Annotated in this window: 28 protein-coding genes and 1 pseudogene; 13 read left to right on the top strand and 16 right to left on the bottom strand. The window is 52.2% G+C overall.

Annotation, left to right across the window (positions count from 1 at the left end; all coding sequences use genetic code 11):
- Position 1 precedes the first annotated feature (1 nt).
- Positions 2–976 carry a DUF1852 domain-containing protein gene (locus tag AC6I8W_RS26745; RefSeq protein WP_497839584.1) on the bottom strand — a complete coding sequence of 325 codons (975 nt, stop codon included), beginning with the start codon at positions 974–976 and terminating at the stop codon, positions 2–4.
- A 371-nt stretch (positions 977–1347) separates the two neighbouring features.
- Between AC6I8W_RS26745 and AC6I8W_RS26740 the strand changes: the two are divergent.
- A pseudogene (locus AC6I8W_RS26740) lies at positions 1348–1911 on the top strand (substrate-binding domain-containing protein); the annotation flags it as partial.
- A 35-nt stretch (positions 1912–1946) separates the two neighbouring features.
- On the opposite strand, the gene AC6I8W_RS26735 reads toward AC6I8W_RS26740, so the two are convergent.
- A complete protein-coding gene (locus tag AC6I8W_RS26735; RefSeq protein WP_497839583.1) occupies positions 1947–2585 on the bottom strand; it encodes an NAD(P)H-dependent oxidoreductase in 639 nt (212 codons plus the stop codon).
- Between the two features lie 439 nt (positions 2586–3024).
- On the opposite strand from AC6I8W_RS26735, the gene AC6I8W_RS26730 reads away from it, so the two are divergent.
- Positions 3025–3402 carry an HVO_A0114 family putative DNA-binding protein gene (locus AC6I8W_RS26730; protein WP_497839582.1) on the top strand — a complete coding sequence of 126 codons (378 nt, stop codon included), beginning with the start codon at positions 3025–3027 and terminating at the stop codon, positions 3400–3402.
- A 5-nt stretch (positions 3403–3407) separates the two neighbouring features.
- Here AC6I8W_RS26730 and AC6I8W_RS26725 read toward each other — a convergent pair whose 3' ends face one another.
- The 9 genes from AC6I8W_RS26725 to oxdA form a co-directional block, all read right to left on the bottom strand.
- Positions 3408–3950 (bottom strand): histidine phosphatase family protein, encoded by a 543-nt coding sequence (locus AC6I8W_RS26725; protein WP_497839581.1) that lies wholly within the window; start codon positions 3948–3950, stop codon positions 3408–3410.
- A gap of 4 nt (positions 3951–3954) precedes the next feature.
- Positions 3955–4722 carry a CbtA family protein gene (locus AC6I8W_RS26720; RefSeq protein ID WP_497839580.1) on the bottom strand — a complete coding sequence of 256 codons (768 nt, stop codon included), beginning with the start codon at positions 4720–4722 and terminating at the stop codon, positions 3955–3957.
- Between the two features lie 10 nt (positions 4723–4732).
- Entirely contained in the window at positions 4733–4942 is a 210-nt protein-coding gene (locus AC6I8W_RS26715; RefSeq protein ID WP_497839579.1) for a CbtB domain-containing protein, read from the bottom strand.
- 26 nt (positions 4943–4968) lie between these two features.
- Entirely contained in the window at positions 4969–5406 is a 438-nt protein-coding gene (locus AC6I8W_RS26710) for a nitrile hydratase accessory protein (RefSeq protein ID WP_497839578.1), read from the bottom strand.
- A complete protein-coding gene (nthB, locus tag AC6I8W_RS26705) occupies positions 5403–6062 on the bottom strand; it encodes a nitrile hydratase subunit beta (protein WP_497839577.1) in 660 nt (219 codons plus the stop codon). The genes AC6I8W_RS26710 and nthB overlap by 4 nt, the downstream gene beginning before the upstream one ends.
- A 12-nt stretch (positions 6063–6074) precedes the next feature.
- Entirely contained in the window at positions 6075–6692 is a 618-nt protein-coding gene (nthA, locus tag AC6I8W_RS26700; RefSeq protein ID WP_497839576.1) for a nitrile hydratase subunit alpha, read from the bottom strand.
- Positions 6693–6725: 33 nt separating this feature from the next.
- Positions 6726–8240: an amidase gene (locus AC6I8W_RS26695; protein WP_497839703.1), complete on the bottom strand. Its 1515-nt coding sequence runs from the start codon at positions 8238–8240 to the stop codon at positions 6726–6728.
- A 113-nt stretch (positions 8241–8353) separates the two neighbouring features.
- A complete protein-coding gene (locus AC6I8W_RS26690) occupies positions 8354–9220 on the bottom strand; it encodes a transporter (protein ID WP_497839575.1) in 867 nt (288 codons plus the stop codon).
- A gap of 32 nt (positions 9221–9252) precedes the next feature.
- Complete coding sequence (oxdA, locus tag AC6I8W_RS26685) at positions 9253–10302, bottom strand: aliphatic aldoxime dehydratase (protein ID WP_497839574.1); 1050 nt, start codon at positions 10300–10302, stop codon at positions 9253–9255.
- 282 nt (positions 10303–10584) lie between these two features.
- On the opposite strand from oxdA, the gene AC6I8W_RS26680 reads away from it, so the two are divergent.
- The gene (locus AC6I8W_RS26680; RefSeq protein WP_497839573.1) at positions 10585–11568 is read left to right on the top strand and encodes a helix-turn-helix domain-containing protein; all 984 of its coding nucleotides are present in this window, start codon (positions 10585–10587) and stop codon (positions 11566–11568) included.
- 298 nt (positions 11569–11866) lie between these two features.
- Positions 11867–12184 carry an ASCH domain-containing protein gene (locus AC6I8W_RS26675; RefSeq protein WP_497839572.1) on the top strand — a complete coding sequence of 106 codons (318 nt, stop codon included), beginning with the start codon at positions 11867–11869 and terminating at the stop codon, positions 12182–12184.
- On the opposite strand, the gene AC6I8W_RS26670 is transcribed toward AC6I8W_RS26675, so the two are convergent.
- Entirely contained in the window at positions 12176–12598 is a 423-nt protein-coding gene (locus AC6I8W_RS26670) for an ASCH domain-containing protein (RefSeq protein ID WP_497839702.1), read from the bottom strand. The genes AC6I8W_RS26675 and AC6I8W_RS26670 overlap by 9 nt on opposite strands.
- Positions 12598–13125, bottom strand: a complete 528-nt coding sequence (locus tag AC6I8W_RS26665; RefSeq protein WP_497839571.1) for a GNAT family N-acetyltransferase — start codon at positions 13123–13125, stop codon at positions 12598–12600. The genes AC6I8W_RS26670 and AC6I8W_RS26665 overlap by 1 nt, the downstream gene beginning before the upstream one ends.
- Positions 13126–13177: 52 nt before the next feature.
- Between AC6I8W_RS26665 and AC6I8W_RS26660 the strand changes: the two genes are divergently transcribed.
- The 4 genes from AC6I8W_RS26660 to AC6I8W_RS26645 all read left to right on the top strand — a co-directional run bounded on the left by AC6I8W_RS26660 (position 13178) and on the right by AC6I8W_RS26645 (position 15690).
- Positions 13178–13327 carry a hypothetical protein gene (locus AC6I8W_RS26660; protein ID WP_497839570.1) on the top strand — a complete coding sequence of 50 codons (150 nt, stop codon included), beginning with the start codon at positions 13178–13180 and terminating at the stop codon, positions 13325–13327.
- Positions 13328–13419: 92 nt separating this feature from the next.
- Positions 13420–13995, top strand: a complete 576-nt coding sequence (locus AC6I8W_RS26655) for an ATP-binding cassette domain-containing protein (protein ID WP_497839569.1) — start codon at positions 13420–13422, stop codon at positions 13993–13995.
- Complete coding sequence (locus tag AC6I8W_RS26650; RefSeq protein ID WP_497839568.1) at positions 13992–14855, top strand: ABC transporter permease; 864 nt, start codon at positions 13992–13994, stop codon at positions 14853–14855. The genes AC6I8W_RS26655 and AC6I8W_RS26650 overlap by 4 nt, the downstream gene beginning before the upstream one ends.
- Positions 14848–15690: an ABC transporter permease gene (locus tag AC6I8W_RS26645; RefSeq protein ID WP_497839567.1), complete on the top strand. Its 843-nt coding sequence runs from the start codon at positions 14848–14850 to the stop codon at positions 15688–15690. The genes AC6I8W_RS26650 and AC6I8W_RS26645 overlap by 8 nt, the downstream gene beginning before the upstream one ends.
- 47 nt (positions 15691–15737) lie before the next feature.
- Here AC6I8W_RS26645 and AC6I8W_RS26640 read toward each other — a convergent pair whose 3' ends face one another.
- Entirely contained in the window at positions 15738–16991 is a 1254-nt protein-coding gene (locus tag AC6I8W_RS26640) for an SfnB family sulfur acquisition oxidoreductase (protein ID WP_497839566.1), read from the bottom strand.
- Between the two features lie 264 nt (positions 16992–17255).
- Here AC6I8W_RS26640 and AC6I8W_RS26635 point away from each other — a divergent pair, with 264 nt between their 5' ends.
- Positions 17256–18080, top strand: coding sequence for a transporter substrate-binding domain-containing protein (locus AC6I8W_RS26635; RefSeq protein WP_497839565.1), 825 nt, complete (start codon positions 17256–17258; stop codon positions 18078–18080).
- A 1-nt stretch (position 18081) separates the two neighbouring features.
- On the opposite strand, the gene AC6I8W_RS26630 is transcribed toward AC6I8W_RS26635, so the two are convergent.
- The gene (locus AC6I8W_RS26630; protein ID WP_497839564.1) at positions 18082–19476 is read right to left on the bottom strand and encodes an MmgE/PrpD family protein; all 1395 of its coding nucleotides are present in this window, start codon (positions 19474–19476) and stop codon (positions 18082–18084) included.
- Between the two features lie 140 nt (positions 19477–19616).
- Here AC6I8W_RS26630 and AC6I8W_RS26625 point away from each other — a divergent pair, with 140 nt between their 5' ends.
- The 4 genes from AC6I8W_RS26625 to AC6I8W_RS26610 are packed head-to-tail and all read left to right on the top strand — an operon-like array spanning position 19617 to position 22689.
- Complete coding sequence (locus tag AC6I8W_RS26625; RefSeq protein WP_497839563.1) at positions 19617–20288, top strand: amino acid ABC transporter permease; 672 nt, start codon at positions 19617–19619, stop codon at positions 20286–20288.
- 12 nt (positions 20289–20300) lie between these two features.
- Positions 20301–20966 carry an amino acid ABC transporter permease gene (locus AC6I8W_RS26620; RefSeq protein WP_497839562.1) on the top strand — a complete coding sequence of 222 codons (666 nt, stop codon included), beginning with the start codon at positions 20301–20303 and terminating at the stop codon, positions 20964–20966.
- 15 nt (positions 20967–20981) lie between these two features.
- Positions 20982–21761, top strand: a complete 780-nt coding sequence (locus tag AC6I8W_RS26615) for an amino acid ABC transporter ATP-binding protein (RefSeq protein ID WP_497839561.1) — start codon at positions 20982–20984, stop codon at positions 21759–21761.
- A gap of 16 nt (positions 21762–21777) precedes the next feature.
- Entirely contained in the window at positions 21778–22689 is a 912-nt protein-coding gene (locus AC6I8W_RS26610; RefSeq protein ID WP_497839560.1) for an aminotransferase class IV, read from the top strand.
- 125 nt (positions 22690–22814) lie between these two features.
- On the opposite strand, the gene AC6I8W_RS26605 is transcribed toward AC6I8W_RS26610, so the two are convergent.
- Positions 22815–23255 (bottom strand): GNAT family N-acetyltransferase, encoded by a 441-nt coding sequence (locus tag AC6I8W_RS26605; protein ID WP_497839559.1) that lies wholly within the window; start codon positions 23253–23255, stop codon positions 22815–22817.
- Positions 23256–24670: the final 1415 nt, after the last annotated feature.

Raw genomic sequence — 24670 nt, 5'->3', positions numbered from 1 at the left:
ATCAAAGAACGGCATCAGCAGACCATTGCTCAAGAACAGTTTGATAAGGTTTGATAAAGTGCTGCTCAGTAAACTTTCCCTGTTCAATAGCCAACTGGCTACGTTCTTCGCGATCATAAACAATTTGCGTTAAGGAATAATCCTGATGCTTCAGGCTTGGCTGGTAGCATTTTCCTGCCGCGGAGTTCGCATTGTAAATTTCAGGCCGGTAAATCTTTTGGAACGTTTCCATTGTGCTGATGGTGCTGATCAGCTCAAGGTTCGTGTAATCACTGAGTAAATCACCAGAAAAATAGAAGGCCAAAGGCGCAACACTGTTCGGCGGCATAAAATAGCGTGCCTGTAATCCCATTTTATTAAAATAATGGTCAGTCAGGGACAGCTCATCTTGCTGGTATTCAATGCCCAGCACCGGATGCTGATTTCCGGTCTGACGATAGGTGTTTTTACTTGAAACACTCAGGCAAATAACCGGTGATTTATTAAAATTTTCTTTGTAAGCATCGGAAATCAGGAAAGCCTTAAATATATTCCCATGTAGATTGCCAAAATTATCTGGCATACTAAATCCTGATTGGTTTTTATTGTATTCAGGCAGCACTACACTGAAGTCATAATCCCGCACATAAGAAGAAAAATTATTTCCTAAAATGCCGTCAATGCGTTCGTTAGTTTTCTTATCAACAATACTGGTTTTTAGTATTTCAATCGCTGGGAAGGTTGCATCGACGCCGATATTCAGCTCAGCAGAAATTATCTCAAGCTCAACAGAGTAACGATCGCCATTGGGGTTATCCCAATACACCAGAGAATTAAAACGGTTGTCAATCATCACTAAAGCGTTACGCAAGTTCTCCTGGCGTTTCGCTCCTCTGGCCAAATTAGCAAAGTTAGTTGTTGCGCGCGTATTTTTCGAGGGGTTGTAATTTTCGTCGAAAGAAATACGCTTAATAGAAAATATAAAATCTTTATTCATCGCAATCTGGCACCCTGATTTCTGAGATAAATACTGAATGAAATTCCCCCAGCTTTCCTGTGCGGTTTTCTCATTCAGTATTTTTTATCTGGCTTAATGTAGATAATGCATATTTTATGCCAGAGCCTTTGGACGGTGAAAAGTGATTTAATTTCAATACATCATGAGCCATGTTCATGATCAGGTGAGCGATCAAGAACGGCGCACCATTAACCTTATAAATCATATAGTTATATAGAAACTAACTGACATGGTAAATGCGTTCATTTGCGGGGCGAGTGATGATACACCCGTTCGTCAGGCAGAGCACTTATCTCACCGCTGTCCATATCGCCAAGCCCGTAATTTTGGTCGAAATGAATGACAAATCTGTGCTGTTTGACCGTCATATGAATGATACCCAGCTGCCGCTGGTGATTACCGACTCTGTCACCCCCACCGCCGATTTAGTCGAACGACTGGCACGCGCCAATCCTGACGAGATTTATTTTCTGGGTGGGCAGCCGCGTTTATCACCCACCAAAGACCGCCTGGCGGGCTTTATGCAGGGACTGGAGCGCGCTGGCGTTTCGCCGCGCCCGGAATGGATCATTCACGGCAACTACCACCCGAGCAGCGGCTATGAGATGTTTGCAGCGTTGTGCGCCCGGTTGGGGCGTCCACCAAAAGCGTTATTTACCGCCGCCTGTGGCCTGTTGGAAGGGGTGCTGCGTTATATGAGTCAGCATCATTTACTGACCAGTGATATCCGGATTGCCAGCTTTGATGATCACTATCTGTACGATTCACTGTCCGTGCCGATCGACACCGTCGCACAGAACGTACCGCGCCTGGCACAGGAGTGTTTCTCAATGCTGACCCAAATGATTCAGGGACAGGATCCGGCAGAAAATCAGGTGATACTTCCCGCCACCTTGCGTGTACGTTCGGCGTAATGGCGGGACCCAAACCGTCGCGCGCGACGGTTCGTTTATTTAATTTCAGTCACGAAGTTTTCACGGCTACGACGGACTTTTTGCAGGTTGACCAGCCAGTCACCTTCAGCCGCGCGATAACCCAGCGGCAGAATGATCACGCTACGTAAGCCTTTCTCCTTCAGGCCGAGGATCTCGTCCACGGCTGCCGGATCAAAACCTTCCATCGGCGTGGCGTCGACTTCTTCAAACGCCGCCGCAATCAGGGCGCTACCCAGCGCGATATAGGCCTGGCGCGCTGCCGCCTGGTAGTTCGCCTCAGTACCGCGCTCACCCACGATACCCAGCAGCATCTGACGGTAGTTTTCCCATCCTTCATTACGGAAGCCACGAACCTCATTGGTCAGATCGAACATCATATTGACGCGTTCCGGCGTGATGTCATCCCAGGCGGCAAACACCATCAGGTGAGAACAATCCGTTACCTGTGCCTGATCCCAGGCGACCGCGCGAATTTTGGCCCGGATGTCATCATTGGTAATGATCATCAGCTCAAACGGCTGTAAGCCACTGGAAGTTGCGGTTAAGCGCACCGCTTCAATAATGCGTTCCAGCTTGTCTTCAGGCACCACTTTGCTGGCATCAAATTTTTTGGTCGCGTAGCGCCAGGCAAGTTTTTCATTAACGATCGACACAATGTTTTCCTTTTGGTGTGGGAGAAAGCAGGCAACGGCAGCCACTCCGGCGACGCTAACCTGCAAAACGCGGTTGATGTTAACAGCACACCGCCGTTCCGTCTGAAGCAGAACGAGCTATAGGCCACAGGGGCAGGTAGACACTGATCCTTCCGGCGATCATTACTGCGATACATCTCACATTTGCATGAAGTACCTGTTGGGCCTGTTCAGATAACGTGTTGTATGAACGACAGAAAATGATAAACAGGATTCGATAACCCTAAAAATACAATAAATTAAGATACTGAAAATAAGAGGGCATGGATAATGCTCATGCGATTAAACAGCCCCAGAAGGGCTACACCTTTACCTCAGCACAGCATTTGTTAACTGATTTTTTTGATGCTGTAGATAATACAATCAAAGAGTTAGTAAAATAAGACGCATAAGGTGGTCTATGAAAGCCCTCATCGGTGTCATCTCAGCAGAAAAACTCCGTAGCAGAATGCTGGCTATGGCAAAAGGTGAATACAAGCCACAACCTGATGAGCCAAAAATCTGGTTTGCATCGCTTAACGCGCTCGGTCAGGTACTGAGCAATGAGAATATCAACCTGCTGCGACTGATTAATCAAAACGCCTCTCAGACCATCACTGAACTGGCTAAACTTTCTGGGCGCCAGGTCAGTAACCTGTCAGTCACACTTAAGACACTCGAGGGACACGGTTTTGTCAGCTTGCACAAAACTGGAAATAAAACGACGCCAAAAGCGCTCTTTACTGATTTTGAAATCAGGGTAGATAGTGACTTAATCGCTCCGGTCTTTGCAGCCTAAATGGGCTACTTCCCCAGACACAAATGCCAGCGTTTACCGTCACTGCGCAGTGCCGTCACGCTCAGGGGATGAACATCGATAGCGTTAAAAGCACGGGCCGGCGCGCCCAGTAGGCTGACCACCATCGCCCGAATGATGGCTGAAGACACCACGGCACAATGCTGCCCCCGTTCGGCAACGCGCAACGACAGCCATGCCTCACAGCGGGTCATCAGTTGCTGGAGAGATTCTCCATCGGGTGGTGCCTCGCCTTCGATCCAGCGCATAAAAACATCTGGCTCCTGCGTCATCACTTCCCGGATGGCTAACCCCGCCCAGCGCCCATAATCGGGTTCCACCAGCGCGGTCACCAGCTCCCCGCTTAGCCCCAAAGCCTGGGCGGTCTGGATGCTCGCCACGTCTGTCGCAGTCCATATTTTATTGTACGACCCGCAGCCGTTACACCGCTGCGGCAAAGCCTGCTCGCACAAAGGATCATCCGCGGGAAAACGTGATTGCCGGTTTGCCAGGGTTTCCCCCTGGCAAATCAGTTGCAGAATGGCAGGCATAATATCAACGCACATCCGCCAACTGGCGGAAAGCAGGCCGCTGCACAATCTTTTCGGCAAAAGCACCAAACAGCAGCCCCATCACACACCACATCGTCAGTTGGCTGCCTATGGCACTCAGGCGAAAACGCCACAACACATCCGCCGGGAAGCTGGCCGGAACCTCATTAATCGTGGGCATCAGCAGACAAGCAACGATCATCATGATGCAGCCTGCCACGCAGCCCCACAACGCGGCATTCCAGGCACCCAGACGAGGTTTCAACTGATGCGCACTCCACGCCGCAGCCACAATGATCACGGCGGAGATCAGCAGCATGACAAAGTAGAGGCCGGTCCGATAGCCAATGGTGGACGGATCCCCGACCGCCGGTGGGTTCGGCGGATATTTCAGGCCCGGCATCAGGCTCATCACCAGAAATCCAGCAATCGCCAGGGCCAGTGCCAGCGCACGAGGATGCGCCGGGCCAGTACGTTGCCAGCAAAAAGACCAGATCAGCGCCAGCGCGCCCCCCATTGCAGCGCTGAACAGGATCATCCCGCTTAGCAGACCAACACCAGACTGCGTCTGACGACTAAAGACTTCCCCATCAGCCTCATCAGGGTGATGACCATTCTCCGCAGCAGCATGCTGATGCGAGTGGGAGAGCTGTTCTTCAATAGAAATTGCCCGATCAACCTGCGGCTCACCAAAAATATGGGCAAAACCGAAGGTGATGATGCCCGCCAGAATCCCGGCCATCATGCCCTGCAACAGGAGTTTTCCGGTCATAGACTTATCCTCAGTGGCAGGGGAAACCCAGCAGATGCCGGGCATCATGGAAATACTCATGGACCTGGTTGCCGGAGAAGACGGCAGTGGCCCCCTGTTCTGCGCCGACAAAATAGACCGCCAGCAGCACCATTAAGGTGATGAATGCGGTCCAGGGCAATAATGTGGTGAGCGGGATAGGTGCAACCTGAACCTGGCTTGATATCGCTACGTGACTCATATGAATTCCTCTTCTCTGGCAGTTAATCATGAAAGTTCAGGGGTACGGGCGGCCGGGCTGACCGCCACCGGCACCCGCAAGGTCGGGTGGTGATGGCTGTGCGCGGGCGGACAACTGGCGTTACTGAGTACCACCGGCATACCATGTGGGGTATGCAGATAAGCCTGACGCCATTCTGTTGCGCGTTGTGCAATGTCGGCTTCTTCGGTCATTTCCAGCGACAAAATCATCTTTTCCGCCGCCGATACCCACTGGCGGTAATAAGCATCATTGATGCTTTCATCCGCCCGTGCCGGTGCCGCGTTGATTTCACGGCTGAATACCTCCACCCACGTCTTCCAGCTGAACTTGCCAGCCTGATGCAGGTGAACAATCAGCGAAAATACCTGGGCCTGCCACGGATGCTCAAAAGGAGCTGCGTCGGCATCATGGCCGGGGATAGCGATCGGTACGTTTTTGCTCATAGAGCCTCCAGATAGTCGTCCCACAAATCGATGCGTACCGTATCTTTCGCAGGTGCATCCGCTCCCCACAATTCAGTGGCGGCAAACCTGACGCTGTAAACGTGTTGTGGATGTTCACCCAGCCCATGTGCCACCGTGTCCGGGGTGACAAACACACCGTGGTCAATCTCAATGGTGCCGACTTTCCCGCGCGCATAACGCGGCAGGCGGGTGTGACCGGCAGGGTTGAGGTTTTTTGCTCTGACCTGATCTCCGACGCGGAATCTGGCTGCCACCTCTTCATTCACCCTGGCAGAAGCTCCGGTGCTGACCACCGCCTGCACCATATCCGGACGCAGCACCGCTGTGTCAGCGCTGGCAGGCACGGCAGCGGCTTTGCCTGCCAGTTCTTCGCGGGTGATCATCCCTTTCTCCAGCAACAGGGTCTCAAACGCATGCATCCAGTGTTCGTAATAGCTTTCTTCCAGGTAATGAGCCGGATTCATCCGCTCAATCGCATGTCTGAACATATCGACATTGAAGTGGCCGCCAACAAACAATGAAGCAAACAGCGAAAAGGCCCGGCGTTCCCATTCATGATGGAAAGGCGGTTCGTTTGGTTCGGTAATGACAGCACCCATACCGTGCATGCCGCCCAGATCGTGTATCCCGTTCATCGGTGTCTCCCGTTAATTGCTGCCAGGTTGTAATGCCACGCCGGTGCCAATCATCGCGTCACGCGTCACCAGATCGGCGAGCTGATCTTCACTCCAGTCCTCCGTTCCAGCCGGTCTTTCTGGCAGAACCAGATAACGCAGTTCAGCACTGCTGTCCCACACGCGGATTTCGCGGTCTGCGCCAATCGTCACCCCGAACTCGGCCAGCACACTGCGCGGGTCGATCACAATGCGGGCACGGTAAGGCGCGGATTTGTACCATGCCGGGGGCAAACCCAGTGTCGGCCAGGGGTAGCAGGAACAGAGCGTGCAGACCGTCACGTTATGGACCTCTGCGGTATTCTCAACCACCATCATGTCCTCGCCCTGCACCCCGGAAAATCCCAGCTCGGCGATTGCCTGAGTACCATCAGCCAACAGGCGCGCTTTGTAATCAGGATCGCTCCAGGCTTTTGCCACCACCCTGGCACCGTTACGTGGGCCGATGCGGTGTTCATAGGTATCAATCAGTTCATCCATGGCCGCCGGGTCCACCAGCCCTTTCTCAATCAGCAGTGACTCCAGTGCTTTCACCCGCAGAGCGATCTCTGCCGGGGGTTCGGTGTGTTCATGGTCATGATCGTGTGCCATCGTGTTTCTCCGTAAAGACAGTGGGTTAATTGCTTACAGCTGTTTCCAGTCACCGCTGGCTTCAAATGCGGCAGCAGCCTGATAAATTGTGCTTTCGTCGTAGTGACGCCCCACCATCATCATGCCCACCGGCAGACCCGCCACCAGACCACAGGGCACGGACATCGCCGGATGACCGGTGACGTCCAGCGCAGCGGTATTGCCAATCATCTCGAAGGCGCGGGAGATATACTCGGTGATGGAGCAACCGGGTGCAGGCAAGGGTTGAGCGGTGATCGGCACCGTCGGCATGACCAGTAGGTCAAAATCACCCAAGGCGCGGTCATAGTCGGCACGCGCGCGACGGGCGATATTCTGCGCTTTGGCATAAAACCGGCCGTTGTAACGCGTCAGTCCGTACTGACCGATCAGCATGCAGATTTTGAGTGAAGGAGAGAGCGCGTCGGCGTGGTCACGCCAGGCGGCATGTTTATCGAGCAAAGCAACGTCGTACTGCCCTTCCCAGTTAAAACCCATGCCGTTACCGTGCATCATTTGTACGGTCAGCCCTTCACAACCAATCGGTGACCATAAGGCCGCCGCAAGGCTATGACCCGGCACCGAGATTTCGCCGACCACGGCACCCAGGCTTTCCAGTCGGGCCACCGCATTGCGCACCTTAAGAGCCACTTCAGGCTGCAAATTGGGCAACTGGAAACCTTCGGTGAGGATGCCAATTTTCAGCCCTTTAACCCCTTTACCGAGTGCAGCGGTATAGTTGCCACCGCGTGACATATATTGCCGAGGGTCGAGGCCATCCGGCCCGGCCATCACTTCCAACATCAGGGCGTTATCCGCCACCGTCGCAGTGATGGGGCCTGCATGATCGATGGTGGCTTCAATCGGCATGATGCCGGTATAAGGCACCAGCCCGTGGGTGGGTTTCATGCCATAGGTGCCGCAAAACGCCGAGGGGATGCGAATGGATCCCCCCTGATCGCAGCCAATCGCCATGTCCACCTCACCAGTTGCCACCAGCGCCGCGCTGCCTGACGAGGAACCACCCGCACTGTAGCCCTGCCGCCACGGATTATGTACCGGAGCGGGATCGGAGGTATGGCTGCCACCTGACAGGCAGAAATGTTCGCAGGTGGCTTTGCCAAGAATAGTGGCACCGGCATCCAGTAAGCGGGTTACCACCGTGGCATCAAACAACGGAATATGTCCTTCCAGCGACGTCGCCCCGTTCATCATCGGCACCCCAGCCAGGGCAACGTTATCCTTGAGGGCCACGGTTTTACCGCTCAGACGTCCCTCAGCTGCGCCTTTGACTTCGCTTTTGTAATACCAGGCATTCAGCACATTTTCCTCTCCAGCCGGACGGTAGCCCGGCTGGCGTGGATAGTTGACGGGCGGAATTTCATCCGGCAGCCCGTCGATAAGGTCATAGGCATCGAGATTGGGTTGCATTAGCGCCAGATATTCAGCCGCCTCCTCTTCACTGAGTTGCAGATGGAGCAGGCTGGCAAGGTGATGCAGTTGCGTTACATCCGGACGTTCAATAGCCATCATTTTTTCCCTGATTTAAACCATAAACGGTGTGAACCCTGACCCGAACATAACGTGCTTGTTGTTTGTTCACATGGTTGAGACGGACAAACTCCTGGTCAGGAAGGACAATCTCAAAACACACGGGCGTAGCGCAGATTCAGGCGGAAATCTTCGGCTGCGCCATTTTCGACGTGCAGATCCCTGCCCAGCTGGATCTGGAACTGGTCGCGTGGCGTGATAAATTTGGTGGCCGTCAGGCGGACGTTGGTGGTCTGGCTCTGGTTATCCTGCTCTACGCCGTCGATACGACTCTCGCCGCCCCAGGTCTGCCCGAAGCCGAGTCCCAGTGAGAGCGTGGGGTCAGGCATATAGCGCCCCATGATCTGCGCAGCCCATGAGTTGTCCTGCTTCAGACGGGATGACGCCGTGCCGTAATCGTTGTTGTCGCCGTACCAGATGGCGTCCCCGACCAAATCCAGCGCCCATTTTTCGCCGAAGAACTTCACCCAGGCGGCCTGTAGATCCACCTTCCAGCGGTTCTCACCCAGATTCAGCGCGTCGTTATGGTCATAGTTCCCGGTCGGGACATAGAGATAGGGGGCAAAACCGAAGATATCGCCACCGCTGTTTAGCCGGATTTTAAGTGGGACGGTCAGAATCAGGTCGCCGGTGCCATTGGCTGAACCCAGTGAAGCCGCATCGCCACTGCCAAAAACCCGACCGAACGGCAGCAAAAACTGGGGATCGAGCGTTGCCATCTCGCTGATCTGCACGGTATGCAATAACCTCAGCATGCCGATATCGGAGGTCACGTTGTAATCAGAACTGACTTTGTCGCCGTGAGAGCGAGCCGAGCCGGTAGTCGCATGCTGGTAATACAGCAGACCAACCGTCGTACCATCGGGGAACTGGCTATAATCGCCAGGCGCAACTTCAACAGCAAACGCCGATGTCGCAGACAGCAGCATACCCAGCAGGCAAAAACGTATTCCTGGCATCATCATTCCTCGGAAAAGGGTGTTGTAGATTGTTATCCGCGCACGGCATCACGCAGCATCCCGGTGTGGGGATGGCAGTTGATGTATTCGAAGGTCTGAAAGCGTGCATCGGAGACCGATACTTCGTGATAAAGCCGGAGTTTTTGCAGGCCGGTCACCACACGAAAGAAAGTGGTAAAGATACGCAGATGGGTGGGATGGGATTCCGCCCAGCGCTCCAGTCGATCCAACGAGCGCCAGAAACCGATATCGTAGGCCACATCCAGCAAGTTGCCGTCGGTGTCGACGTTGCGCACAAAACGGTTGCTGTAGCAGCCGAGCGCCTGCCCTTCATCACGCAGGAAATCCATCCCGGCTTGCAGCGGAGGCAGCATTTCCGTGAAATACAGCGTACGTTCCTGTTCATCCGCTTCCATCCAGTCCTGACCGGAACGGATAAGGGTGATGTTGTCATGGCCCTGCACCACCACCCGGCCTCCAACTGCGGGATCACCAGAAATAATGCGCAGCTCGCCATCAGGTTGCAGCCAGTCCGTCTGGGACGCCGGGATACGGTCGCGTACGGAACCCCAGTAGCCATGCTCCTGGATTTCCCCACTGAGGTTGTCCATCACCGCGCCAACACCGGGTAAATCCTCTTTAAAGGCGTACAGCGTTTCGAACTGCTCAGCTCGGGGAGCAATGATTTCCCGAAAATAGCCAAGGCCATCGTGCAGGCGATCGTCTGATGACCACCACCCGGCAATCTCTGCCTGATGCATCCAACGGCAATACGCAGCAGGATCGCGCCAATAGCCCACCACAATGAAGTTACCGAACCCCTGGTTATCGGTATGGAAGGTCACGTCATGATTGCCGGGGCCATTGTCCAGACTGAAGCTGCGAACGATGTGCTGCATGGCTTTGATCGCGGCTGCACGTTGTTCTTCACGAAACTGCACGCCCAGATAAGCCATCACCACCTGAGTCAGGCTTGCGTCGGCCCGCCCGGCAAACATCGGGAAAGGCGGTTGATAATCGTCGTGCACCCGACGGGAAAGTGTGCGGGGACATTTGAGATGCGTGTCGATGGCAGATTCCATAGTGATTCCCTGGTGTTGTTAAGAAAAATCACCCTCGATATTAAGGAGAAATCGGCGGCTCACCTGGCTGTGGCGGACAACTGCCTGGCTGATCAGGACAAGAGATAACAACGGCTGGTGGGAGAACTGAAATGGTGCAAGATTGCCCTGAGCTGGAGCGTTCTCCACTTTTCACTGGCAGTAACTCACTGATCTGAAAGCCCCCGATGACGATGGCTTAATTATTGCTTTCAGTCAGAAATGATGAGATCCAACAATTAATTGCCACGATGAGGTGTGATTGTGAACAGTACATTTGCTTCCGGTAATGTCCGCTATTCCACCGAACAGGTTGCAGGCCCGCTGCGTTTTGAGTACTGGAATGATGTGATTCTGCGCCACTGCATACCCTCTGATGGAAAACCTCTCTCAGGGACATTTGATGGTGATCTGGGGGTGCGTGAGGTTGGATTGGTCGATATTTGTACCCTCAGCGCCAGCCTCCATTATTGGGAGCGTAAGGCAAAACACTTACGCACCGGACCAGAGGATGACTTATGGCTGGGTTGTTTTCAGGGTGGCTATGGTCAACTGGAACAGGGAGGAAGAAAGGCCAGTCTCAGCTCAACCAATCTGGTGCTTTACGATGCTGCGCAGACTTTCCGTTTCAGCATTGGTGGCAAAAACAACCACTTGATTCGTATCCCGCGACATTTACTGTGCGGGAAACTGCCCGCAGCGGGGTCCATGACCGCCACCGTGCTGGATGAGGCGCGCCCCGGCATCATTCCGCTGCGTGAGATGATCTACCAGGCAGTGCAATCCCCTGAGCTGTACAGCAATCCTCATCTGGCCGGGCGTTTTTCACAAACGCTACTCGACCTGCTGGTGTTGAGCCTGGAATTACAAACGCCGGAGAAAGAACACGCTGAACGTGATTTATACGCGAGGATCAGGAATTACATCCGCAGACATCTCACCGATCCGGCCCTGAATCTGGAGAGCATTGCCCTCGCCCACCATGTGTCGGTTCGCACTGTGACACGCGCCTTTGCCCGACATCAGAAAACCCCGGTGGCGATTATCTGGCAGGAGCGTCTGGAAGCCAGTCGTGATGCGTTGGTACAGGGACGGGTCGCCAGCGTCTCACAGGCGGCTATGGATTACGGCTTTTCTGATTTCTCCCACTTCAGCCATGCGTTTCGCAAAGCCTTCGGCGTTACCCCGCATTCAGTGATGAAACAACAGCGTCAGGATAGCCAGCTGGTAAACCCACGCGATGAGTAATGAATTGTTTTCTTTGACTTAATTGTCATATATAACACTCCCTTCATCAGGTACGAAGGGAAGGTCATGGACAGAAACACGCTAGTCACGTCATTGAAGTTTAAAAAGTGGGCTGATGCCGCTACCCTTGCGGCAATCAGCGTGCTTGACGCATTGGCTGACAGCCAAAAACGCCATCTGATGCTAAGGTTGATGAGTAACATTACATGGTTGACATGATATTCCGGGCAAACATGAACGTGGGAACTGGCTGATAGATTGAACACAACCACTAATCGCTGAAGGGAGCGCTATAACAATGCAGAGTCTTGAAATTGTTGCACGGCTGCTCCCTGATGTGCGTTGCGGGGAAAAACGCCACACTATCCGCTGGCGGGAATGCAAAATCTCGCCCGGCCCGATGTTGTACGTTAATGCCGAGGATGCCGCTGATATGCTTATTGTCTGGGTGACAAATGTGGAGACCATGCCGCTTTCCGCCGTGGCACACCATCTTGGCAAGTCAAAAGAGTGGCCAGACGATGTGTTGTTGGCCGGTATGCGCGAGCATTATCCGGGAATTGAGATCGATTCCGAAGTAGAGGTGATCCACCATCTTCCACCAACATCAGACTGAACGATTAACCTGCTCAATCACCTCAAATTCCTGGAAGACCAGCTCCATCGTTGCGGAAAAAGTCCCTTCGCGTTCAAAGAAACGCTGATGTTCCGTTTGCCAGTATGCGAGGCTCAGGTCGCCCTCTCCTTCTTTTGCTGCCAGTTCTGCGGTGACATCAGCGAAACGCAGCAGGTGAATAGCAGTGATGCGGATAATACAAACTGCATGCCCCTGACTGTCCTCGACCAGAGCAAAGTCACCAATAACCGGAAAGCAGTCGTCCTCTACACATCCAGCCATTGACCCGCAGGTGGCGGTTTTTCTCCCGCTTGCCACCAATGCCGCCAGCTCATCCATCATCTCGGGTGAGTCGCCAAATGACCACGACGATGCGGCGGGGTAGTTTGTCTTCACTTGCTCAAGCGTCATCATCATTTCGTCCATTCTTCTCGGGTAATACGGAACATCAGACTGGGGGCAAAACCTTCAGGATCCATCACTTTCTCCAGTAAAGTCATCCCGGCCTTCTCCAGCACCCGGCGTGACGCCAGATGATTCTCCCGCACCACGCCCACAATATCCGGTAACCCGACTTCCTCAAATCCATACTGAATGGCACGCAGCGAAAGCTCGGTTGCATAGCCTTTACCCCAGGCGTCGGGTTCAAATCGATACCCAAGATTATTGGTATTACGTCCGTTAAACTGGCTGGGAAACACCCCGCCGAATCCAATGACTTTATTGGGGTTAGATTTTTCGAAAATGGTCCAGTCACCAAAACCATGTTGCTGGTATTCAAGCAATGTACGTTCAATAGCCGTGCGCGCATATTCAATGTCTGGATAGGGGCCACGCGGGTTGAATTTGTGCGTTTCCGGGTCACCGTAGATCCTGAATAAATCATCCAGATCATCGAGAGTCGTCCTTCTGTAGAACAATCGTTCCGATTCCCATTGCATCCTTGTTATCCCTGTATATTTTAAAGTTGTCCACAATCACGGTGCATATCTGATGCCAAACCCTGTGGATAAAATTGACCGGCTCGCTTGTGACGACGGTCGGGAGTGTGACGGTTATTTACTGACCACCATCGCGCAGCATCCCGGCAAGCCGCTGCCGACTGTCGGTCAGCACATCAAGTTGCTGATTATTGACCTGTAACGTTCCCAACTGTGGTATGGCGAGGAGCGTGAGATTCTATAACTCCGAAGTTAAGTACGCCAATATTGTTCTTAATTAGTGGCAATGTCAGGTTGGGAAATGTCACAGGCATCCCCTCCTCGCCACACGCGGCGGTAAAACGCGGTATCGCTTTTGTGCCGGAGGATCGCCGTGCCAATGGCATCGCTCTCGACATCAGCCTGCGCGACAACATCACCCTGACCACGGTACAACGTCTGTTGCGCTGGGGCGGAGTCTCGCGTCAGGCAGAAACCAGGCTAGTGGCTAAAAACATTGAACAGCTGGAGATTCGTGCTCCCGGACAGTTGGCCCCGGTGCGTCAGTTGTCCGGCGGCAACCAGCAAAAAACGGTGCTGGCGAAATGGCTCAATATGGGAGCGCGCTTGTATCTGCTGGATGAACCGACAGTCGGAGTCGATATCGCCGCCAAAGCCGCGATTTATCATACGTTACAGCGATTGGCTGATGAGGGTGCCCTGATTCTGGTGTTCTCAACGGATCTGCTGGAACTGCAAACTCTGGCTGACCGCATCATTGTGCTGGCGCGCGGCGAGCAGGTTGCCACGCTGGCGGCACAGCAAACCAGTCATCTGGAAATTCTTTCCTGGACTTCAGGCACAGGATCGCTGACGGAGAAGACAATATGACTGACGCCACCCAATCGGCCCCGGTTGAGCATCCGCGCAAAACAGCTGGACAGCAGTGGCTACAACACGTGTCTCTGCTGCTGATTTTGCTGGTGCTGGCGGTATTTGCCTGGCTCTCACCAATATTCCTGACAGTCATTAACCTCGGCAATGTCTTGCAGCAGACCGCAGTGGTCGGCACCCTGGCACTGGGTTTAACCCTGGTACTCAGTGGCGGTGGCCTACAAGGCATTACCGGCGGCATTGACCTGTCGGTGGCCGCGAATCTCGGCTTATGTGCAGCCGTTCTCGCCAGCCAGTTAAATGCCGGACACCCTATTCCGCAGGCTCTGCTGCTGACTTTGTTAACCGGAGCGGCAATGGGCCTGTTTAACGCGTTAGCGATTGTCTGGCTGGGAATTCTGCCGCTGCTGGCATTCGCTGCTATCACCCTGAACCGTTTCACCGCCTTCGGTCTCCGTTTACAGGCAGTCGGTAGCCATCCGCAGGCAGCGAATGCCGCAGGAATTAGCGTCAAACGTTATCGGGTGCTGAGTTATGTGTTATGCGGTGTCAGCGCGGCATTCGCCGCTATCGCTTCAGTATCGCTGCTGAGCGGCAGTTCACCGGGTGTCAATGACAACCTGCTGATGGTAATTGCTGCCGCCCTGTTAGGGGTGGTGTTCTCGCGTCGTCTGGTCCCAACCCTCGGTGGTGCGCTGATTAGCGCGTTGTTTCTCAGCCTGATCGCCAACGGTTTCCAACTGATCAACGTCTCCAGCTACTGGATCAATGGGGTGGAAGGCGCGCTGATTTTGTTAGTCGTGGCGCTCACCGCGTTGCTGCGTCGCCGTCAGCTAAGGAGTACACAAGGTGTCTGAATTAACCTTTACCAGCGGGACAAAACGTCTGCGACAAGTCGGGCTACTGCGTGCAGCGATGGTGCTGACATTCGCCGTTTTGCTGCTGTTTTTTATCATTAACGCGCCGGGATTTGCCACGGCCGCGAATATTCGCAACGTGCTGCTGAATAATGTTGCACCGCTAGCGATTGTCGCGCTGGCGATGACGCTGGTGACGCGCATTGGCGCGATCGATCTTTCGGTGGGAACGGCCATAGATATTGCCTGCCTGGTGTTGGTCACGCTGGTACTGCATCAGGTCAGTCTGCCGCTGGCGCTGATTGCCGCGTTGCTGGCAGCGCTATTGGTCGGCGTATTCAATGCTTTTCTGGTGACGAGGGTCGGCGTAGAACCATTTCTTGCCACACTTGGCACCTTGTTTATTGGGCAGAGCGTACAGCAGCTGTCATCCAACGGCGGGCAACCTGTTTATCTGCTGAGCCAGAAATTACCTGACGGCTTTACGGCGATCGGTCACGGCACGTTGTCAGGCGTACCGATCCCAATTTGGCTGCTGTTGCTGGTGGCACTTGCGCTCTGGCAGTTACTGCATCGCAGTGCGACCGGACGGTCGCTGAACGTGATGGGGGAACAGGCCAACGTTGCGCTGCATTCTGGCGTGCCAGTCAAACGTCTGACAGCCTTGGCGTTAATCCTGAGCGCATTGATTGCCGGTATCGTTGGTTTGATCCTCGCCGCTAACGTTAAAGCCTGGGTGCCGCTCTCCGGCAATGCCTATCTGTTGAATGCCACCGGCGGATTGATTTTCGTGGTACTGGCGGTCGGCGCATTGCGCGTACGACGTCATTTCTGACGATCATGCAAAACAAGGCGGCTGTTGATGCAACCGCCCTCCCCCGCTTAGCTCCACGCATGACGTGGTGGCGGTGTGCCATTCAGGTAATAATTCCCGACATGGTAGTATTTCCAGCGTACCGGGTCGTGCAACGTATGGGTACGTGCATTGCGCCAGTGCCGGTCGAGATTGAATTCCTGCAATGTTGAACGGGTGCCAGCCAGTTCAAACAGTTTGTTTCCGGCAAGGATGGCAATTTCAGTTGTCAGGACTTTGGCCTCCGCTGTTGCCACCGTAGCGGCAGCGACGGTCTCTTCATTGGGTTGCTGCAACGCCCGATCGATTTCTTCACCGGCGCGCCACAACAGCGCTTCAGCAGCATGCAAACGGATTTTTAAATCCCCTACCGCCGCCAGCGTGAAATGATCATCGGATGCGCGTTCCTGCCCACTATCAATCCACGGACGGGAACGCTCGCGCACAAAGCGCAAGGTATCTTCGATGGTGCCACGGGCAATGCCGACATCCACTGCCGCCTGAATAATCTGGGAAATAGGTCCGGCTGCGGTCGGGCGTTCAAAGGCTTTAAACACCGGGATCACCCGCGACAACGGCGCACGCACATTCTCCAGCAACACGGTACCTGAGGCGGTGGTACGTTGGCCGAAGCTCGACCAGTTATTAATGATGGAAAGTCCCGGGGTGTCGCGGTCCAGCACAATCAGATGCGCGCGTCCTTCATCATCCACCGCGACCACATGGATACGATGGGCCAGCAACGCGCCGGTGGCATAAAATTTTTCACCATTGATCACCACCTCATCCCTTTCCCGAACAAAGCGTGTCTGGAAATCGGCAACGGTACGCGAGTTTTTCTCGGAAAAGGCATTGCCCCAACGCAGTCCGGCCAGCACCTCAGCCAACAGAGTCTGTTGCTGCGCATCAGTACCGTCTTCAAGCAGGTGCGCCACACCCGCCAGATGGTTCTGCGGCAATTGCCCCAGAGCAGAATCTGCGGCGGAGACGATCGCAATCACTTTCGCCACCGTTGTCCAGGAGACGCCAGCGCCACCCCACTTTTTGGGGATCGCCATGCCCCACAGGCCGCTTTGGGAAAAAGCATTCAGCTCATTGAGCGGTAAAATCCCTTCGCGGTCGCGCATTGCGGCTTCACGGGCAAATTCTTCCGCCAGCTGATGGGCAATGGCGATCGCTTCCGCATCATCGCGGATAACATGGGCAGGCTCGACGGGCAGACGCACCGGCGCTTCGGCCAGCTGCGAATTGACCTTTAAGGTGAGGGTTTCATTGGTCGACATGGTGACTCCAGCGGGTTGAGATGTGGGAAAATATTTTCTCATGTCCTCGTTTTGCGCCATATCTCAATTTCGACTATTCAAAGAGAAAAAAGTGTTTTAACACAGGGAGTTAAATTACCTGCCGTAGGGTTTGCTTGTACTAAACATTAATAACCATATGGAATTAGATAATATTATTAACTCTATTACAGTTATATAAAACTTCGCTATTTTGATGCCTGAATTGCATTTCACTTTTCTTTCTTTTCTTATCAGGGCCATCACATGACATTCAAACTGCATAACATCGTACTGCCTTTACTTATGGCGGCAGCTCCCTTTTTCAGCCATGCGGAAGAATCCACCTGGGACCATATCAAGCAAACCGGTGAGCTGCGTATCGGCGTCGCACAGGGGGAACCCTGGTACTTTAAAGATCCGGCGACCGGCGAGTGGAACGGCATTGGCTACAACGTGGGTAAAGTGCTGGCGAAAGACCTTGGGGTAAAACTGGTGCCGGTAGAAACCACCTGGGGTAATGCCGTTGCCGCGCTACAGGCCGGGCAGATTGATACCATGCTGGTGCTCGATCCAACCGATGAGCGGCGTAAAGCGGCTGATTTCTCCGATCAACCGTTTCTCTGGTACGCCCAGGGCGTGTTGATCCGCGATGGTATTCCAGCGGCAAACTGGGATGATCTCAACCGCCCTGACATCAAAATTGGCGTGACGCTGGGCAGCAGCCCGGACCTGATTCTAACCAAGAAGCTGCCGAAAGCGCAGTTGGTGCGTTTCACCAATATGGATGAAGGGGTTGCAGCATTCTACGCCGGGCGCGTCGATGCACTCTCTTATGTCCATCCAGCCCTGGCGTTACAGCAGGCCAAAGTGCATAAGGGCGATCTGATCCTGCCGAAACCCATTATCGCCATCAGCACCGGTGGTGCGCTACGTAAAGAGAGCGACCCGCGCTTTCGCAATTTCCTGAATGATGAGTTCGTTAAAATCTATAAATCAGGCCAGAGCAAGCAGTTCTACGAAGACGCACTGAAGTTACGTGGCGTTGATATCAGTAAAGTCCCTTCGGTCATAAAAGAAGAGTGGAAATAGTCTAACCCAGTATCGGGGCGAGTCTCGTCCCGATATCTTCGCATTGCTCCAGATCGAGCAGCTGCTCAGCAACCATCCTCGCATTCTCAGTCGGCATCTGCGATGACAGGTTAGCGATAAACTTATCAATAATCTGCTGTTCTGACAGCGGGTTTTCTTGCGTGCCTGCGGGATAATCGATGGTATTTCCCGTCAGCATCGCATCCTGCGTCACCACCTCTACACGTGCTGCCGGACGACGATGCTGTTGCATCAGTTGATCAAAATGCGCTTCCGCTAGTACCTCCACCCGATCCGCAAAGTCCAGAATGTCGCCTGAAGTCCGCACCGCATCACTGCTCCACTGATGGCGTGGCACCTTAAAGGCCAGACACGCGATTGCCAGCGGCAGGCTGAATTGCGCATCGGTGCCACTCAATGGCCGGGTATCGGTAAAGAAGTTTGCCAGCAGCTGGCTGGCATAAACCCGCACGTGTTGGATTTTTTCAGGGTCAGGGATTGCAGTCAGCACCTCCTCGAACGATTGCAGTGCAGTATGCATCCAGCGGCAGGTTGGGTACGCCTTAAAGCTGGCATGTTGCAGTTGCCAGACCGACCCAAGATTATCTGTCAACACCTCGGGATTAAACTGATCTGAACCCATCATGCGCCAGAACCCCTGCTCTCCAGCAAGTACATCACGCGGCCCATTGATACCAGCCAGATGCATTTCAACCGCGCGCACGCCAGCTTCCGCCGCAGGCGCATTGTAGTCTTTGAAGGACACCAACGGGCGCTGCTGCCAGTTATATTTGTGCAATGAGGGAATTGGCGTAAGTGAGGCAGCCAGCCCCAGGCAATTCTCCAGCGGCCACACATCGCAACCGCGCAACAAACCATATGCTACCGCCGCGCCCAGCGATTCATGCTGACAGACACCATACACCTGCTGAAAACGTTCAGGACTCGGTTGTTGAGAAAGAATTACCCGGCTATTGATTTCCCAGGCCGCCGTCAAAGCAGTAACAAGCGCTGAGCCCTTTACAGGACTGGAACCTGCCGCCGCCAGCGCGCCAGCCACCAATGTTGCTCCCGGATGTCCCATCCCCTTGCCCGCCACTTCAAAACCGTCATCGTAGTCGAGTGCATTGATGGCGGCAGCATTTAGAAAGGCCGCTCCCGTTGCCGAAAGCGGAGTCCCCCCGTCCAGCGTGAGGCTGTTACCCGCAGCATATTGTGAACGCGCCACCCTTGCACTTATCCGTAACACGTCATTTTCGCGGGCAGCCACACCACATCCCAGGCTGTCGATAAAATGCAGAATCACTTTTCGTTTTAACGCGACTGGTATTGCATCAGGTGTCAGTTGGCAGGCAAATTTTGCCAATTGCCAGGTCAGAGAGTGGGGGTAATTCATAGCCTTCCCGATCAAGTGGTTATAGCAAAATGAGATAATAGGGGCATTTTATATTATTTATTTATCACATTTTCGTACTGCTAAGATGACGCCGTTCTAAAGCACTGAAATTGAATTACGTCTTTTAGGGGTTGTTTCGCATGTCATATCAGTGGGATTTTGCCGCCATCTGGCCATATCGCATGTTGTTGCTTGAAGGGTTGTGGGGAACGATTCAAATCGGTGTGACCAGTATCATCTTCGGTATGCTGGCAGGAATGGTACTGGCGATTATGAAAAATTCGCCACTCCGTGTGCTGCGTATTCCAGCCAAGATGCTAATTGGTTTTTACCGTAACACCCCTGCCATCGTGCATTTCTTTTGGATCTATTACGCGTTACCGGTGGTATCTCCTCTTACCCTCTCCCCTTTCGCCGCGGCGGTCCTCGCATTGTCAGCGCAGTCGGCTGCGTTTTATGCCGAGGTATATCGGGGTGGCATCCAATCCATCAATGCAGGGCAATGGGAAGGGGCAAAAGCACTGGGTATGCCACGGTCTACGGCACTACGTCGCATTATCTTACCTCAGGCATTACGCCGGATGATCCCCCCTTTCCTCGAACGCTCTTTCGAACTGCTAAAGTCCACAGCCCTCGCCTCTTCGTTGGCATACAGCGAACTGCTGTATCAGGCAATGCAGGTCAATAGTCAAACCTATCGTCCACTTGAGGTCTATTCGGTGATTGCCGTGATGTACTTCACCCTGCTGTTAATCATCAGCCAGTGCAGCCAGGTGATTGAGAAACGTCTCGCGGTTTCTGACGTGCGTTAAGGAGATTTAACAATGAACTATCAATGGGATTTTTCCATCATCGGCCAGAATTTCCCGGTGTTGCTGAAAGGACTGGGCGTGACATTGGAACTGTGGCTGCTGGCGGGGATTGGCGGCACATTAATCGGTCTGATGTTGGGGATTGCCAGAACTGGTTCACAGCGTTGGGCCATGGTCCTGACCCGGAGCTTTGTCGAGGTTTTTCGTAATACACCGGTACTGATTCAGCTGATCTGGTTTTACTACGCTTTCCCCGTAATAGTCGGTATTCAGTTTTCCACCTTTGGTGCAGCCGCCCTGGCACTGACACTCTATACCGCAGCCTACAGTAGCGAAATCTTTCGTGCCGGGTTGCAGTCGATTGAACGTGGGCAGTGGGAAGGGGCGAAAGCACTTGGGATGTCTCGGTCAGTAGCATTGCGTCGCATTATCCTGCCGCAGGTTTTCCGTCGCATGCTACCCGCGCTTACCAACCGCATGATCGAACTCGCAAAGGTGACTTCACTGGCATCAATACTGACCGTCAATGAATTGATGTATCAGGGCAGGCTCCTCAGCAGTACTTATTACCGACCGGTAGAGATTTTGACCGTAGTCGCCCTGCTCTACTTTGTCCTGATCTGGCCGGGCAGCTATCTGGCCTCACGGCTTGAGCGCCGCTATCGTCCCCATCCCTAATTAGAGAGAAACTCCATGTCAGATAAACAACCGGTGATGCGTATTCGTGGGCTGCAAAAGCAGTTTGGCGACCAGCCAGTATTAAAAGGAATAGATCTTGATATCTACCCAGGGGAGAAGATCGCCATTATTGGTGGCAGTGGTTCCGGTAAAAGCACGCTATTGCGTTGCCTGAATTTTATGGAAATTCCAGATGCTGGCACCATTGAACTTGATGGAGTCGTGCTGGGTGCAACCAACAAAAACAATCAGCGCATCTACAGTGAAAAGCAGTTATGTCAGGTGCGCGAACGAGTGGGAATGGTGTTCCAGCAGTTCAATCTTTTTCCGCATCTGACCGTGCTGGATAATGTCATTGAAGCCCTGGTTTCCGTAAAAAAGATGCAACGCGATAAGGCAAAACAACTCGCCCAACGGCAGCTGGAAAAAGTTGGTCTCAGTCAAAAGCAACAAGCCTGGCCCGGCAGCCTTTCAGGTGGGCAACAGCAACGCGTTGCCATTGCGCGAGCATTAGCCATGACACCGGAAATCATGCTTTTTGATGAGCCGACATCTTCACTGGACCCGGAGTTAGTTGGTGAAGTCCTGCACACGATACGGGATTTGGCTGATGAAGGCCGAACCCTACTGTTGGTGACGCATGAACTCGGTTTCGCATGGCACTTTGCCGATCGAGTGATCTTCATTGAGAACGGGGGAATTCACGAAATGGGTACCCCGGACCAGGTTTTAAAAAATCCACGCCAGTCTCGTACCCGAGCATTTCTCTCTCGTTTTACCGAACGGGCATTTTAAACAAAAAGGAACCGTAATGAGTACAGGTCAAAGCAGTCAGGCCTATTTGCAAGACCCAAGGAATGACAATGTTCAGGTTTATGTTAATGGTGAGTTCGTCCATCGTGACAATGCGACGGTATCGATTTTCGATTCTGGCTATGTCTGCGGTGATGGCGTGTGGGAAGGTTTGCGTCTGGTAAACGGCAAGCTTATTGCTTTGCAGAGTCATCTCGATCGGCTGTTCGCCGGTGCCGCTGCTATTCAGCTTGAGATCGGGCACAGCCGCGAAGAAATTACCGCAATCATGTATAAAACGCTGGAGATGAACGGTATGACCGATGGCGCGCATCTGCGGCTGATGATTACCAGAGGTAGGAAGCGTACTCCGAATCAGGATCCACGCTTTATTATTGGGGGCGCTACCGTGATATGTGTCGCCGAATTTAAAGTGGTAGATACTGAGGCAAAAAAACGCGGGCTGGCACTCTTTACCTCCACATACCGCACCAGCACACCAGATGTATTTGACCTGCGACTTAATTCGCACAGCCGCCTGAATCTGATTCAGGCGTTATTGCAGGCATTGGATGCCGGTGCCGATGAAGCTCTGATGCTCGATCCGCATGGTTTTGTCGCCAGTTGCAACTCCACCAACTTTTTTATTGTGCGTAATGATGAGTTGTGGACATCAACCGGTCTTTACTGCTTCAACGGTATTACACGGCAGACTCTGATTGATTTGGCAAGCCAACATGGGCTTCGTGTTTATGAAAAATCGTTTACGCTGGCGCAGGCACTGACTGCTGATGAGGCGTTTGTCACAGGGACGCTGGCGGGTATAACGCCAGTAAGAAAACTCGATGGCAGGGTATTTGATTTAAATAACAACCGTATCACCCTGCAATTAAATTCGTGGTATCAGGACTATCTGTACAAAGCTGATTGATCTCATCGCCAGTCTGGCACCCTGGGATATATTGAAATTATCCTCTGGGTGCCAAATTGGAGTCTTCTATATTTTACCTCTGGGCTTCATTATCAATAATCAGCGTTATCCTTCCTGCTGACACCTCAGATTTTCATGGTATATCGCACAAAATCTCCCATCGCTGCGACTTTGTAATAAAGGTGCCGTGCACTGCTGTTTTCACGTGTCAGCCAATAAATTCGCGACCACCCAGCACTTTTCGCCTCAGTACGCAGGTTCTCCAGTAATAAACGTCCGACACCAGCTCCCCGAGCATGCTCTGCAACAAAGAGGTCTTCCAGATAGCAAATCGGTTGCTTAACCCATGCTCCTTCGTGCAGCACGGCAACCGCAAAACCGGCCAGAGTTCCAGCAACATCTGCAACCCAGCAGAGTAGTGGGGCGTCTAGAGATAACATTCGTTGCCAGGTATATTCAGTAATACCGTCTTCTAAGGTTGCACCGGCAAAATCCAGATATGCATTCCATAATGCCAGCCAGTTTTGATAATAACTTTCTGTAATCCGACGAATGTTAATGTCCACAATGATCCTTTTCATACTTCAGGCATCAGTTGCCGATTTACTGCATCGGGAGGATTGGGCTTGAAAACACAGGGAATTTCAATTTGAAATTTTCATGAAAAAACCATTTATAACAATAAGATAGTTAATTTTTTCCTTCGGGTAATTTCATGGTTTAAGCTGGAGTATTGTAAACATAACCGGAGGCACATATGGCAGTTTCTGTGCCCGAATCTTTCTTACCCGACGTGAATGTTTTTAAGAAGGTGTGCATGAATAGTCACTTGTTCAGTCCCCTCTCAAAGGAAGTTATCAAAACGTATGTGAAGAACTCATTTTTTTACTCTTCACTATCTCTTAAGAGCGATGAAAAGCAAAGATAGGTTAAGCATTTGGTTAAGAGACGACATAAATATATATAATTCAATATGTTAAGAATAAAGTTGCTTGTATGTAAATTTACAGACGCTTCTACGCCAATTCTGAGAGACTTGCAGACCTAACGCTGCCAAACTTTTACGTAGCAATGCCATTGTTTTATGCCTGCTTTCCACAGTTACTCAAATTCTAACTTTGATGTGGCATCAATATGTTTAAGTATTCTCAGTAAGAAAATCGTCATGGTAGGGAGTAGGTTCAGGAGGGCACATAACACATCTCCATAATAGTATGGATGGTCAGCTATTGAGAATTGAATAACCTTTACCTGCGATGACTTCCAATTAGTTGGCAACGGACTTTTCGGGTTTATTGGACCATTATAAAAATCTACAAACCGTCTTTTGCTGGATCATCAGGTTTAAAGTGGTCATTAATCAATACCAGTTAACCAAATTTATCCCGTCCTAAAGTTACTTATACGTAACTAAATCGATTTTTTATCGATTTCAAAATTGTATTTTTAATGGGAATTTCAATATGAAATATACAAATAAAAACCATATAAATCATACAAATAATTAATTTATATGGTTGGGTATTTCTGTCATTTACGACATCTAAGACAGTGAATGAACCTGGAATTTTGGTGACTTTTTTTGTGGCCAATTTGTCATGACTGACTGAGCTATTTATCTATGCGAAGTTTGAGTACTTCGAAAAGAGATTCCGTCAAAAAGATGTGACTGGAGACCTCTTCATATATGAGATAAACAGAAGACTCAACAGTAGCCCGTAATGAATCGTCATCATATCCCTCTCTGCCCATCACTCTATCGGTTCAACGCCAATTTCTCACTTCTGACTTATTCACATTATTCACAGGGTAGATCCAATAATATGATCTTAATACGATCTTATATCGATCCCATAAAAGCCAAAACGATCCCCGGATCGCTACAGGCCTTGGTATCTCTGGCTAAAGTTAAGATCAGAGTTATCAGTCATATGCAAAAGGTTTCCGGTAGGGTGCAAAAGGTTTCTGGTCATATGCAAAG

The sequence above is a fragment of the Pantoea sp. X-Soil-TKNS-1211 genome (genome assembly GCF_059730495.1).
Note: the sequence above shows the minus strand (reverse complement) of the source record. Positions and strands in the feature narration are given on the sequence as shown.

Coding starts and splice junctions, on each gene's coding strand:
- AC6I8W_RS26745 (WP_497839584.1), bottom strand. CDS start 976: ATGAATAAAGATTTTATATTTTCTATTAAGCGTATTTCTTTCGACGAA.
- AC6I8W_RS26730 (WP_497839582.1), top strand. CDS start 3,025: ATGAAAGCCCTCATCGGTGTCATCTCAGCAGAAAAACTCCGTAGCAGA.
- AC6I8W_RS26725 (WP_497839581.1), bottom strand. CDS start 3,950: ATGCCTGCCATTCTGCAACTGATTTGCCAGGGGGAAACCCTGGCAAAC.
- AC6I8W_RS26720 (WP_497839580.1), bottom strand. CDS start 4,722: ATGACCGGAAAACTCCTGTTGCAGGGCATGATGGCCGGGATTCTGGCG.
- AC6I8W_RS26715 (WP_497839579.1), bottom strand. CDS start 4,942: ATGAGTCACGTAGCGATATCAAGCCAGGTTCAGGTTGCACCTATCCCG.
- AC6I8W_RS26710 (WP_497839578.1), bottom strand. CDS start 5,406: ATGAGCAAAAACGTACCGATCGCTATCCCCGGCCATGATGCCGACGCA.
- nthB (WP_497839577.1), bottom strand. CDS start 6,062: ATGAACGGGATACACGATCTGGGCGGCATGCACGGTATGGGTGCTGTC.
- nthA (WP_497839576.1), bottom strand. CDS start 6,692: ATGGCACACGATCATGACCATGAACACACCGAACCCCCGGCAGAGATC.
- AC6I8W_RS26695 (WP_497839703.1), bottom strand. CDS start 8,240: ATGGCTATTGAACGTCCGGATGTAACGCAACTGCATCACCTTGCCAGC.
- AC6I8W_RS26690 (WP_497839575.1), bottom strand. CDS start 9,220: ATGCCAGGAATACGTTTTTGCCTGCTGGGTATGCTGCTGTCTGCGACA.
- oxdA (WP_497839574.1), bottom strand. CDS start 10,302: ATGGAATCTGCCATCGACACGCATCTCAAATGTCCCCGCACACTTTCC.
- AC6I8W_RS26675 (WP_497839572.1), top strand. CDS start 11,867: ATGCAGAGTCTTGAAATTGTTGCACGGCTGCTCCCTGATGTGCGTTGC.
- AC6I8W_RS26670 (WP_497839702.1), bottom strand. CDS start 12,598: ATGATGACGCTTGAGCAAGTGAAGACAAACTACCCCGCCGCATCGTCG.
- AC6I8W_RS26665 (WP_497839571.1), bottom strand. CDS start 13,125: ATGCAATGGGAATCGGAACGATTGTTCTACAGAAGGACGACTCTCGAT.
- AC6I8W_RS26660 (WP_497839570.1), top strand. CDS start 13,178: ATGCCAAACCCTGTGGATAAAATTGACCGGCTCGCTTGTGACGACGGT.
- AC6I8W_RS26650 (WP_497839568.1), top strand. CDS start 13,992: ATGACTGACGCCACCCAATCGGCCCCGGTTGAGCATCCGCGCAAAACA.
- AC6I8W_RS26640 (WP_497839566.1), bottom strand. CDS start 16,991: ATGTCGACCAATGAAACCCTCACCTTAAAGGTCAATTCGCAGCTGGCC.
- AC6I8W_RS26635 (WP_497839565.1), top strand. CDS start 17,256: ATGACATTCAAACTGCATAACATCGTACTGCCTTTACTTATGGCGGCA.
- AC6I8W_RS26630 (WP_497839564.1), bottom strand. CDS start 19,476: ATGAATTACCCCCACTCTCTGACCTGGCAATTGGCAAAATTTGCCTGC.
- AC6I8W_RS26625 (WP_497839563.1), top strand. CDS start 19,617: ATGTCATATCAGTGGGATTTTGCCGCCATCTGGCCATATCGCATGTTG.
- AC6I8W_RS26620 (WP_497839562.1), top strand. CDS start 20,301: ATGAACTATCAATGGGATTTTTCCATCATCGGCCAGAATTTCCCGGTG.
- AC6I8W_RS26615 (WP_497839561.1), top strand. CDS start 20,982: ATGTCAGATAAACAACCGGTGATGCGTATTCGTGGGCTGCAAAAGCAG.
- AC6I8W_RS26610 (WP_497839560.1), top strand. CDS start 21,778: ATGAGTACAGGTCAAAGCAGTCAGGCCTATTTGCAAGACCCAAGGAAT.